Source organism: Nocardia sp. No.11, assembly GCF_038752175.1.
GTDB classification, from domain to species: domain Bacteria; phylum Actinomycetota; class Actinomycetes; order Mycobacteriales; family Mycobacteriaceae; genus Nocardia; species Nocardia canadensis.
Window position 1 is genome coordinate 18628 of record NZ_JBCGFB010000072.1, and the last position, 11916, is coordinate 30543.

Here is an 11916-nt window from a genome sequence, read left to right on the forward strand (position 1 = left end):
GGCGGCGGCCGACCCGGCCCGCACGGCCACGACCTGTTGTGGATCGTCGTAGACGATGACGCCTCGTCCGTCTCTCCGGTCGCGCTATCGGTGAGCACGGCAGTCTCCACGAATGGAGCGACCGCATGACCCTTCCCGCGATGCATTCCGGCGCATACCCGGATCCGGTCGAAGGTGATTTCGGTGCCCCCATCGCACTGTCGGCGCCGTTTTCGATGTCACTCGACGCCTGCCTGCCTGCCGCTCTACGACAAGCACCGACCTCGTCGGCGACGACCCCGAGGGTCGCGCTGACTGCGCATCGTGGCGTCAATTGATGTCCTCCGGTCGGGGGGTGTCCTGGTCAGGCTCGGTCTTCCGTGGCTCGACCGGTCGATGCGAGCAGGGGCTCGCCGAGCGAGGGAAGGGACGGTGGCGAGGGCCCCGGATGCCAAGGCCGCACAGGGCCAGGCCGCTACCCGGGGCCGTGCGGCGGGTACGAGGGCCGGGGGGCGGCGTCGAATCGCAAGTCTGTTCCGGCATCGAGTCGTCCTGTTCTCGAGTCGAACACGCTGATGTGTTTGAACGGTTGGACGGAACTCACGGCGTTTCGGTTCCCACGAATTCGGGGGTGGCGCCGATCGTGGTCCGCGTGTCGGGAAGACCGGCCTGACCTGGACTTGTCGGTCCGGATCGGGACCTTCCGGCGGGCGCTGGCACGGTCGCCACCGCACCGCCGGTAATCCGGATGAATCGCGGGAAGCCGATCCCATAGGATTTATGCAGCACCGATACGGGTAGGCAATGACGCACCCGTGAACCGATCCCCAGGGGAGAGTCGAACGATCGTGGCCGACGACAACAGTGGAGTCGAGCAGAACGCCTTGCTGACCGAGGAGGCACTCGCGGCAGCGGCAGCGGAGGCCGAGAAGGCGTTCGCCGCTGCGGCTGATCTGGATGCGCTGGCGGTCGCCAAGACCGAGTACATCGGCGGCAAGTCGCCGATCGCGCTGGCTCAGCGCGGGCTGGGCACGCTGCCCAAGGAGGAGAAGGCCGACGCGGGCAAGCGGGTCAACGTCGCCCGCAAGCGCGTGTCCGACGCGTTCGAGGCCCGCCGCGCCGCGCTGCTGGAAGAGCGCGATCAGGCCGTGCTGGTGGCCGAGAAGATCGACGTCACCCTGCCCGCGCGCCGTCAGCCGGTCGGCGCCCGCCACCCCATCACCGTCATCTCCGAGCAGATCGCCGACGTCTTCGTCGGCATGGGCTGGGAGGTCGCCGAGGGGCCCGAGGTCGAGACCGAGCACTTCAACTTCGACGCGCTGAACTTCCTGCCCGACCACCCGGCGCGCACCATGCAGGACACCTTCCACATCGCCCCGGAGGGTTCGCGCCAGGTGCTGCGCACGCACACCTCCCCGGTGCAGGTGCGCTCGATGCTGGAACGCGAGCTGCCGATCTACGTCGTGTGCCCGGGCCGTACCTTCCGCACCGACGAGCTCGACGCCACCCACACCCCGGTGTTCTCCCAGGTGGAGGGACTGGCCATCGACAAGGGCCTGACCATGGCCCACCTGCGCGGCACGCTGGACGCGTTCGCGCGCGCCCTGTTCGGCCCCGACACCCGAACCCGGATGCGCCCCAACTACTTCCCGTTCACCGAGCCCTCGGCCGAGGTCGACGTCTGGTTCCCGGACAAGAAGGGCGGCGCGGGCTGGGTCGAGTGGGGTGGCTGCGGCATGGTCAACCCGAAGGTCCTGATCGCCAGCGGCATCGATCCCGAGGTGTATTCCGGGTTCGCGTTCGGCATGGGTATGGAGCGCACGCTGCAGTTCCGCAACGGCATCCCCGACATGCGCGACATCGTCGAGGGTGACGTGCGGTTCACCCTGCCCTTCGGTATCCGGTCCTGAGAGAGAGCGAAAAGTCACGTGCGAGTAGCGCAGTCCTGGCTGACCGAGATCCTGCAGCGCACCACCCCGGAATGGTCGGTGTCCGCCGAAGAGCTCGATGCCGGTTTCGTCCGCGTCGGCCTGGAGGTCGAGGAGGTCGACAAACTCGAGCCGATCGGTGGTGACATCGACAAGCCGCTGGTCGTCGGCCGGGTCGCCGAGATCACCGAACTGACCGAGTTCAAGAAGCCGATCCGCTTCTGCAAGGTCGATGTCGGCAACCCCGAGCTGCAGGAGATCGTCTGCGGCGCCCGCAATTTCGCGGTCGGCGACCTCGTGGTGGTCGTGCTGCCCGGTGGCGAGCTGCCCGGCGGGTTCAAGATCTCGTCGCGCAAGACCTACGGGCATACCTCCAACGGCATGATCTGCTCGGTCGCCGAACTCGGCATCGGCAAGGATCACGACGGCATCCTGGTGCTCGAGCCCGGCTCGGCGCAGCCCGGTGACGACGCGAACGTGCTGCTGGGCACCGACGACACGATCATCGAACTCAACATCACCCCCGACCGCGGCTATTGCTTCTCGGTGCGCGGCCTGGCCCGCGAACTGGCCTGCGGCTTCGACCTCGAATACGCCGACCCCGCCGTGCGGACCCTGCCCGACGGCGACGCGGTGGCGTGGCCGGTGCGGCTCGAGGCCGACGCCGAGTGCACCCGCTTCGGCGCGCGGCGGGTCACCGGGATCGATCCGAACGCGGTGAGCCCGCTGTGGCTGCAGCGCAGGCTGATGCTGTCCGGCATGCGCCCGATCTCGCCCGCCGTCGACGTCACCAACTACGTGATGCTCGAGCTGGGCCAGCCGCTGCACGCGTTCGACGCGGCGAAACTCCACGGCGGCTTGGTCGTTCGCTCGGCCAACACCGGCGAGACCCTGCGCACTCTCGACGACACCGAGCGCACCCTCGACGCCGAGGACGTGGTGATCGCCGACGATTCCGGTGTCGTCTCGCTGGCCGGGGTGATGGGCGGCGCGAGCACCGAGGTCGGCCCGGAGACCACCGACGTGGTGCTCGAGGCGGCGACCTGGAACCCGCTGCGGGTGTACCGCACGGCGCGCAGGCACAAGCTGGTCTCGGAGGCGGGCAAGCGCTACGAGCGCGTCGTCGATCCGGAGATCAATATCGTCGCGCTCGACCGGGCGGCGACGCTGCTGGCCGAGATCACCGGCGGCACCATCGAATCCACGCTCACCGACATCCGGGTGCCGCTGGCGCCGGTCGCGCCGATCGCGATGGACATCGACCTGCCCGACCGCGTCGCCGGCGTCACCTACCCGGCGGGTACCGCCGTGCGCAGGCTCGCCCAGATCGGCGCCGGGGTCGAGATCGAGGTCAACGACGCGGGCAAGACCCAGCTGCTGGTGACGCCGCCGAGCTGGCGGCCCGACCTGGCCCAGCCCGCCGACCTGGTCGAGGAGGTGCTGCGCCTGGAGGGTCTCGAGCAGATCCCGTCGGTGCTGCCGTCCGCGCCCGCCGGTCGCGGCCTGACCGCCGCGCAGAAGCGCCGCCGGGCCGTGAGCCGGGCCCTGGCCTTCGCCGGTGGCGTCGAGGTGCCCGCGCCGGTGTTCCTGCCCGCCGGAGTGTTCGACGTGTGGGGTCTGGACGCCGACGATCCGCGCAGGCACACCACCCGGGTGCTGAACCCGCTCGACACCGAGCGTCCCGAGCTGGCGACCACGCTGCTGCCCGGTCTGCTGGAAGTGGCCGCCCGCAACATCTCCCGCGGCGCCCGTGACCTCACGATCTACGGCATCGCCCAGGTCGTGCTGCCCGGCGCCGAGACCCACGCGGTCGAGGCGCTGCCGGTGGATCGTCGTCCCACCGACGAGCAGATCGCCGAGCTCAACGCGTCGCTGCCCGCGCAGCCGGTGCACGTGGCCGCGGTGCTCAGCGGCAAGCGGGACCCGCGCGGACCCTGGGGGCCCGGTCGCCAGGCCGAGGCCGCCGACACCTTCGCCCTGGTCGACGCCGTCGCCGACGCCGCCGGTGTCACCGTCGAGCGCCGGGCCGCGGTGCACCTGCCGTGGCATCCGGGCCGCTGCGCGGAACTGGTCGTCGACGGCGTCGTGGTGGGTCACGCGGGTGAGCTGCACCCGGCCGTGCTCGAGCGCGCCGGCCTGCCGCCGCGCACCTGCGCGCTGGAGCTCGACCTCGACGCGCTGCCGCTGACCGAGGCCCGTCCGGCGCCCACGGTGTCGGCGTTCCCCGCCGTCCTGCAGGACGTGTCGATCAGCGTCGACAAGGCCGTGCCCGCCGCGAGCGTCGAATCGGCGCTGCGCACCGGCGGTGGCGACCTGCTCGAGGACATCGCGCTGTTCGACGTCTACGAGGGCGCCCAGGCCGGTGCGGGCCGCAAGTCCCTCACCTACGCGCTGCGCTTCCGCGCGACCGACCGCACCCTCACCGAGGACGAGGCCAGCGCCGCGCGCGATGCCGCCGTCGCCGCGGCGGGCACCGCGGTCGGCGCCGAACTGCGCGGCTGATTTACCGACCGAAGGCCGCCCCGCATGGTGCCGGGCGGCCTTCGTCGTACCCGCGGTCAGGAGACCAGGTTCTTGCGCAGTTTCATCAGGGTCCAGCCGTCGAGCCCGAGTCCGTCGGTGAGGTATTTGCCGAAGTCGCCGAACTTCTCGTCGATCNAGGTTCTTGCGCAGTTTCATCAGGGTCCAGCCGTCGAGCCCGAGTCCGTCGGTGAGGTATTTGCCGAAGTCGCCGAACTTCTCGTCGATCTGCTGTAGCGCCACGTCGAGATAGGCGTCGCGCACCTCCTGCAGGGGAATCAACAGGTCCGGGTTCTGCATGATGCCCGCCTGCTGCAGCTGAGCCCGCAGGGCGGCATCGGCCGCCGCCCGATACTGGTTCGACAGCAAGTAGTCCTGTCGCGCCACCGACTCCGGCACGCCGACGGCCCGCAGCGTCACGTAGGACAGCCATCCCGTCCGGTCCTTCCCGGCGGTGCAGTGGTACAGGGTGGCGTTCGCGGTGTCCGCGAGATCCCGAACCGACTGGCCGAACTTTCCCAGCGCGTCGGGGGTGAAGAAGTTGAGGTACACGTTCTGCATGATCTGCTCGGCTTTGCCGTCGCCCAGCATGTTCTGCTGCTGCACCGGATCTTTCGACGAGATGGCCTGGTACATCTTCACGAACATGCCGCCGTCGTCGATCGGGCGCGCCACCAGCGCAACCCCCGCGGGCAGCTTGTCCGCGCCCATCGACTGCACCTCGGCCGGGGTCCGCAAGTCGATCACCTTCTGGAGCTTCAGCGCCGCCAGCTTCTGCAGGTCGGCATCGGTCAGCTTGGCGAGCGCGTCGGCCCGAACAAGCTTGCCCGACTTGACCTTCGCTCCGTCGTAGGTGACGTAGCCGCCCAGGTCCCGGACATTGGCGGCGCCCTGCAGATCGATCCGGGTGGGACCGCCCGTGCCGGGGAAGGCCTGGGCGGGGCCCGCCAACCCCGCCGCCACCAACCCCACAGCCAGCAGCGGGACGGACACCAACGACAACAGCGACTTCCGCTTCCGCGAAACAAGTGAATTACTCATCCGCGAGACGCTAGAACCGGGCCGCTGCCCATCCACCGGTTCCCGATCGGCGCACCGCCCACCAGGACTCGCGACCCGGTCACCGGGATCGACTGTTCTTCCCTGTGCTGAATACCGTTGCTCCACAGCGTGATCGACCTGCCTCGGATGCAGTGCCACGTTCATGAACTGCGCCCCGATCATCACCCGCCACGCATCCTCGCCGCTGAGCCGCTGAGCCGCTGAGCCGCTGAGCCGCTGAGCCGCTGAGCCGTTGGGCCGTTGGGCCGCAGAGTCGTTGAGTCGTTGGACCGTCTGGCGGTCGAGCTGCTGAGCTGCAGGGGGACTCTCGCAGCTGGGACGTCGAGCGGTCGAGCCGCCGTGTCGCCCAGTGTGCCGAAGGCGCAGGCGACCCTCTCGGCCGACAGCACGCCGTGCGCGATCCAGCTACGCCCCCGGTCATCCCTGGCGAACATCGTCTCGATCGTGCCGCCGCGTCTATCGGCGCCGGGGCGTCACCAGGAGCGTGCTCGGGAAGGTGGCGAACGCGCCGCCGAGCTTTCGAAGGCGTGATCGATCCAGCCGACGGCACGTCGAGAGCGATCGCGGTCGGTACAGCCGGGGCTCCGGCCCGCAGCATCGTCTCGATCGTGCCGACTGCTCCGTCGGCGAGGCGGGCTGCCTTCACCGAGGTGACTCGGTCGATGTCGGCGGGCGTGAGCTGGTCGATGTCGACGGGCGACGTGGCTTGGGCTCGGTGCGCGGGCGGGATAGGTTGGCACCTGTGTCGATGATGAAAGGCGCCAATGTCGCGGTGCCTGCTGCCGCGGTCCGAGTCGAGCTGGGGTGGCAATCAGGCGCGGGGGTGCCCGACGCCGACGCGTCCGCGCTGCTGCTGGCCGGCGCGAAGGTGCGCTCCGATGACGACTTCGTCTTCTACAACCAGTCCGTGCACCCCTCGGGCACGGTCCGCCACGAGGGAAAGCGGCACGGTCAGATCGTCGTCGACACGTTGTCGGTGGATCTGGTCCGGGTGGAGCCGCAGATCGAGACGATCGTGCTCGCCGCCTCCGCCGACGGGGGCACTTTCGCCCAGTTCCACGGCCTCTACATCCGGGTGCTCGACGCGGCCACCGGCGCCGAGGTCGCCCGCTTCGACAGCACCGGCGCCACCACCGAGACCGCCCTCGTCCTCGGCGAGCTGTATCGCCGCCAGGGCGCGTGGAAGTTCCGCGCGGTCGGTCAGGGCTACGACTCCGGGCTCGCCGGCCTGGCCACCGACTTCGGGATCTCCGTCGACGACGCACCCGCCACCCCGTCGCAACTCATCACGCCACCGTCGCAGCCGCACCAGCACACCTCGCCCGCATCACAATTCGCGCCGGCACCGCAATCGCCACACTCCTACCCACCGCCACCGACTCGGTCCTCGGCCCCGCACCCGAACCAGCAGGCGTACACGCCGCCCCCTGCGGCGGACGTTCCAGGCCGGCAGCAGTCCTACCCGCCACCGGCACAGCCGTCTGCTCCGTCCGAGCAGATCCATCCGCAGCCGTACGCGCCGCCGCCCACTCAGCCTGTCGCACCCGCCGCGCACTCGGCCCCGCAGCCGTCCGCACAGCCGTTTGCTTCGTCCGACTCGAACCAGCAGTCATTCGCGCCGCCCACGCAGCCGTTTGCCCCGTCCGAGCAGATCCAGCAGCAGCCCTATGCGCCGCCGCCCACTCAGCCTTACGCGCCCGCCACGCACACGAACCAGCAGGCAAGTGTGCCGTTCACGCAACCAACTCCTCCGGCGGAGCCGAATCAGCAGCAGTCTGCGGCACCGACGCAGCGGTTCGCTTCCGCTGAGCCGCATCAGCAGCGGTTCTACGCGCCGCCACCCACTCCGCCCGGTGGGCAATCTGGCTATCCGCAGCCGTATGGGCCTGTCGGACAGCCGAATCAGCCACAGTCAAACCTCGCGGGTCAGCCGCACCAGCCGCAGCCTTCCTCGCCGACCCCGCCGCAGCAGGGCCAGAATGCGGCCCCGCCCGCCCAACCCCCGGTGAACCCGGCCAAGGTTTCGCTCACCAAGGAGGCCCCCTCGGTCTCGCTCACCAAGCACGGCGCCACCGGGGGCGTCATGCGGGTGAATCTCAACTGGACCTCGATGGCGGCGTCCGGCCGCTTGTTCGGCAAACTGCGTGGCAAGAACATCGACCTCGACCTGTGCTGCTTCTTCGAGCTGGTCAACGGCGCGATCGGGTCGGTGCGGGCGCTGGATCGCCGCTTCGGTGCGCTGTACGAGCCGCCGTTCGTCCACCTCGACCGAGACGACCGCACCGGCGCCGGCGTCACCGGCGAGAACCTGTCGATCAACCTGGACTACACCCAGTCCTTCCGCCGCATCCTGGTGTTCGCCTCGATCTATGACGGCGCGAGCGATTTCCGTGGCGTGCACGCCACCGTCACCCTGCATCCGGTGAACTCGGCCCCGATCGAGATGACCCTCGACGGCTGCACCGACAATTCCCGCGACGCCGTGCTCGCCGTCCTGGAGAACGTCGACGGTGAGCTGGTGGTCCGGCGTGAGGGCACCTTCGTCCGGCCGCCGGCCGGCCGGCCGGGCGGCGGTGTCATCGAGATCGCCCGGCTCTACCACTGGGACTTCGGTTTCCAGGCGGGCCGCGGCAAGTGATCCGTCATCCCGCGACCCGGGTCCTGAACGCGCTGGTCTATCACCAGGACAAGCATGTGGCCCAGACCCCGGCCGCCTTCGGCCTCGACCACCGCGACCTCACGATGCGCACCGTCGACGGCGTCGACCTGCACGGCTGGTTCGTGCGCGCCGAGCGCCCGCGCGGGCACATCCTCTACGCGCACGGCAACGCGGGCACCGTCGGCGACCGGGTGCCGATCATCGCGCTGCTGGTCCAGGCCGGTTTCGACGTGCTCGCCTTCGACTACCGCGGTTTCGGCCACAGCACGGGCAGGCCGGGGGAGCAGGGCACCTATCTCGATGCCCGAGCCGCGCGCACCGCGCTGCTCGACCAGCCCGGCGTCGACGCGCGGCGGGTGCTGTATCTGGGCAAGTCGCTCGGCGGCGGTGTCCTGCTCGAGCTGGCCACCGAGTATCCGCCGGCGGGCATGCTGCTCATGTCGACCTTCAGCAGCATGCGCGCGGCGGCCCGGTCGGTCTATCCGTTCCTGCCCGCACCGCTGATCCCGAACGCCTACCCGAGCCTGCGCCGGATCGCCCGGCTCCGGGTGCCGGTGCTGATGTTCCACGGCGACCGCGACGAGCTGCTCCCGCTGCGCCACGCCGAGCGCCTGTTCGCCGCGGCCGGGGAGCCGAAGGAGTTGGTCGTCGTGCCCGGCGCAGGCCACAACGACGTCATCGACGCGCTGGGGCCGGCCTGGCCGCGGCGCATCGTCGAGTGGACCGACACCTTCCTGCGCTGATCTCCTGGGCCTGTCGGCCCGGTCTGCGTAGCCTGGCGGTATGAGCGAAACGAGCGAGATCCTCGGCCACCTGGCCGCGCTGCCGGACGCCGAACTGGTGTCGGTGCTGCGGGCCGCCGTCGCCGGACGACCCGGCCTCGGTGCCGTCGCCGCCGCGCTCGCCCAGATCGAGGCCGGTCATGCCGACACCGGTTCGCCTGTGACTCTGGACACGGAGGTCGTGGACGCCGATGTGGTCTCCGTCGCATCCGAGCAGGTCGGAGGCGTCATGCCGGTACCGCCGGTACCGCATGGCCTGTCCGGAACGGCCGCACCCACTGTGACCGGCGGCTATTCCACTTCTGGAGTGCCGACTTTCGACGCGGTTCGCGATAAGGTCGAGCGGCGCTTCGGCACCGCGCAGGGTAGGGATGAGCTCGACCGGCAGACCCCCGCGGGTCGCAGTGCCGACGAACAATGGGAGGCGCGGGAGAAGGCCGCGCGCGAGCGTCTGGACCAGATCCGGAAATCGATGCAGCGCAACGATTCCGGAGCCGACGACAAGTAGCCGCAAGGTCTCCCGTCCGATGCAACGACCGTGATGGGTGGACCCAGATGACGCAGGCGCGCCAGATCGCCGACCGACTACTCGACGCGCAGGTGGAGTTCCTGCTCGCCGAGGTGACCGGCGAACGGTTCGCCGAGGTGATCGCGCGCGACGTGGCCGCGGTGCTCGCCGTCGGCGACACCATCGTCTTCGGTGACGTCGTCTCGCTCGAGCAGGGTGCGGAGACCGTCGCCACGGTCTTCGACCGCATCGGCGGCAGCCCGGTCATCGCCGACACCGTCGGCATCTTCTCCGACGCGATCTACGACCACATCGCCGCCAACACCGAATACACCCTCGGCGACGTCGTCGACCGGGAGCCGGTGGAGGCGCTGCTGGAGAAGATCTTCGGCATGCACCAGGCCCAGGAGCGCATCCTGGACCGGCTCACCGAGAGCCCGCTCGTCGCCACCGTCGCGGCCCGCTTCGTCGACAAGCTGATCGGCGACTTCATGCAGGCCAATCGCGAGCGCGCCGAGAAGATCCCCGGTGTCTCCTCGCTGATGTCGCTGGGTCAGTCGGCCGCCAACCGTGCCAAGAAGGTCGCCGACAGCACCTTTGTCGGCGACCTCGCGGGCAAGGGCGCGCTGTTCGCGCTCAAGCGCACCAACAACGCCATCCGCGACATGCTGCGCGACGCCCCGGTGCACTCGGCGGCCATGGAGTTCTGGGACCTGCACGCCGACGAGCCGGTGGCAGGGCTGCGTGAGTACCTGACCCAGAAGGACCTCAACGAACTGGTCCAGATCTGCTACGAGATCGCCGTGACGACCAGGGAGAAGGAATACTTCGGGATGCTCGTGCGCGAGTGCGTCGAGGTGTTCTACGCCAAGTACGGCAAGCACACGCTCTCGGCCATGCTGCCCGAACTCGGCCTGACCGCCGAGGACATCAGCACCGAGATCCTGCGCTACGGTCCCGCCGTCATCGAGTCGGCCAAGCGTAACGGCGTGCTGGCCGGGCTGATCCGGGAGCGGCTAGAGCCGTTCTTCTACTCCGAGCAGGTGCTCGGCATTCTCGCCGGCGAGTAATCACCGTTCGGTTTCGAATTACCCGAATATCCCGGGAATTCGCGCATCGTCTCGCTATCGTTCATTTCGGATCGGTTGACTCGCGCGCGTTCGCCGGTGTCGCATTCGGAATTCGCGCCGCCGAAAGATTGTGGGCGACGTCACGTCCGCAATTTCTCGCTCTGTGTCGCGCGTTCAACGGATCGGTCACGCAATTGCCGTGGGGGCTGTGAGCTTTCGGACACAGAAAGCCCCGTTGATTTCCGGCATGTTGAGATCAGTGCACGAAACATGTTCTTACGCCGTCCCGGATTGACCGTGCTCGCCGGGCAGTGCAAGTTGGCACCTGACTTTCGCTGGGCCGCCGGGAATTCCACCCGCCGGTGTTTCAAAGGAGCAGGTGGTGCGTTCACATTCCCGTCGGCAGGCCGCGGGCGGCAGGCTGATCCGGCCGCGCACCATCTCCGGTCAGCTCGCCCGGATCCTGGCGGTCTCGCTGGTGCTGGTGCTCGCCCTGCTCGGGCTGACGATGGCCGGGCAGATCAGCGCCTACCGGCGCAGTGGCGAGACGGTGGACGCGGTCGCGGTGGCGCTGGCGGCCCAGGATCTGGTGCATCAGGTGCAGCGCGAACGTGGCCTGAGCAACGGCCTGCTCGGCGGCGATCAGCGGCTCGTGCAGCCGGTCACCGACCAGCGGGCCGGCACCGACGCGGCCCTGCGGAACCTGGCGGGCATCGTCGAGGCCGATCCGCCCGGCGCGGGCGAGGTGCGCTCGGCACTGGGACATCTGGCCGGACTGCCCGGCGTCCGCTCGCAGATCGACACCCGCACGGTCTCGCGGCAGGCGGCCTTCCAGTTCTACTCCGACAGCATCGACGCGATGAACCGGCTGGCGCTGGGTCTGGACCAGGCCCGCGATCCGGCGGTGCGCCACGGTCTGCAGGCGCTCTACGCCCTCGGTGACGCGAAGGAGTTCACGGCGCGGGAACGCGGCTTCCTCAACGGGGTGTTCGCCGCCGGGGAGTTCGCGGCGGGGGAGTACGTGCAGTTCCTCGACATCCGCGCGGCCCGCAACGCCGCGCTGACCCAGTTCGACCGCGACGCCACCCCGGCCCAGCGGGATCGGCTCGACGCGGTCCTGGCCGGGGAGAGCGCCACGCGGGCAGCCGAATCGGAGAACGTCGCGATCGCCTCGACGGCGGGTCCGCTGGTCGAGCCCGTCGACCCGGCGGTCTGGTGGTCGCGGATGACCGAGGTGATCGACGCACAGCGCGCCGTGCAGCAGACGGTGGGCGACGATGTGCGCGCCCGCGCCGCGGACCTGCGCCGCGACGCCGCGCTGATCCTCGCCGGGTTCGCGCTGGCCGCGCTGCTGGCGATCGCCGCCGAGGTGGCGCTGGTGTTCGCGAGCATCCGGGCCATCGTCCGG

General features: G+C 69.7%; 7 protein-coding genes and 1 pseudogene. 7 read left to right on the forward strand and 1 reads right to left on the reverse strand.

Features of this window, described 5'->3' with window-relative positions; genetic code table 11:
- The first annotated feature begins 827 nt into the window (after positions 1-827).
- Both pheS and pheT read left to right on the forward strand, forming a co-directional pair.
- Positions 828-1889: a phenylalanine--tRNA ligase subunit alpha gene (pheS, locus tag V8688_RS20640; protein WP_218716549.1), complete on the forward strand. Its 1062-nt coding sequence runs from the start codon at positions 828-830 to the stop codon at positions 1887-1889.
- Positions 1890-1907: 18 nt separating this feature from the next.
- Positions 1908-4409: a phenylalanine--tRNA ligase subunit beta gene (pheT, locus tag V8688_RS20645; RefSeq protein WP_342801493.1), complete on the forward strand. Its 2502-nt coding sequence runs from the start codon at positions 1908-1910 to the stop codon at positions 4407-4409.
- A 216-nt stretch (positions 4410-4625) separates the two neighbouring features.
- On the opposite strand, the pseudogene V8688_RS20650 reads toward pheT, so the two are convergent.
- A pseudogene (locus V8688_RS20650) lies at positions 4626-5651 on the reverse strand (tyrosine-protein phosphatase); the annotation flags it as partial.
- 586 nt (positions 5652-6237) lie between these two features.
- Here V8688_RS20650 and V8688_RS20655 point away from each other — a divergent pair.
- From V8688_RS20655 to V8688_RS20675, 5 genes are all read left to right on the forward strand, one after another.
- Positions 6238-8127: a TerD family protein gene (locus tag V8688_RS20655; RefSeq protein ID WP_342801497.1), complete on the forward strand. Its 1890-nt coding sequence runs from the start codon at positions 6238-6240 to the stop codon at positions 8125-8127.
- Positions 8124-8891: an alpha/beta hydrolase gene (locus tag V8688_RS20660; protein ID WP_308248367.1), complete on the forward strand. Its 768-nt coding sequence runs from the start codon at positions 8124-8126 to the stop codon at positions 8889-8891. Before V8688_RS20655 ends, V8688_RS20660 begins: the two co-directional genes overlap by 4 nt.
- Before the next feature lie 40 nt (positions 8892-8931).
- Positions 8932-9438: a hypothetical protein gene (locus V8688_RS20665; RefSeq protein WP_342801494.1), complete on the forward strand. Its 507-nt coding sequence runs from the start codon at positions 8932-8934 to the stop codon at positions 9436-9438.
- Between the two features lie 47 nt (positions 9439-9485).
- Positions 9486-10508, forward strand: a complete 1023-nt coding sequence (locus V8688_RS20670; RefSeq protein WP_342801495.1) for a hypothetical protein — start codon at positions 9486-9488, stop codon at positions 10506-10508.
- Between the two features lie 382 nt (positions 10509-10890).
- The coding region (locus V8688_RS20675; protein ID WP_342801496.1) for a nitrate- and nitrite sensing domain-containing protein at positions 10891-11916 on the forward strand (1026 nt) is incomplete at its 3' end.

Coding starts and splice junctions, on each gene's coding strand:
- V8688_RS20655 (WP_342801497.1), top strand. CDS start 6,238: ATGATGAAAGGCGCCAATGTCGCGGTGCCTGCTGCCGCGGTCCGAGTC.
- V8688_RS20665 (WP_342801494.1), top strand. CDS start 8,932: ATGAGCGAAACGAGCGAGATCCTCGGCCACCTGGCCGCGCTGCCGGAC.
- V8688_RS20670 (WP_342801495.1), top strand. CDS start 9,486: ATGACGCAGGCGCGCCAGATCGCCGACCGACTACTCGACGCGCAGGTG.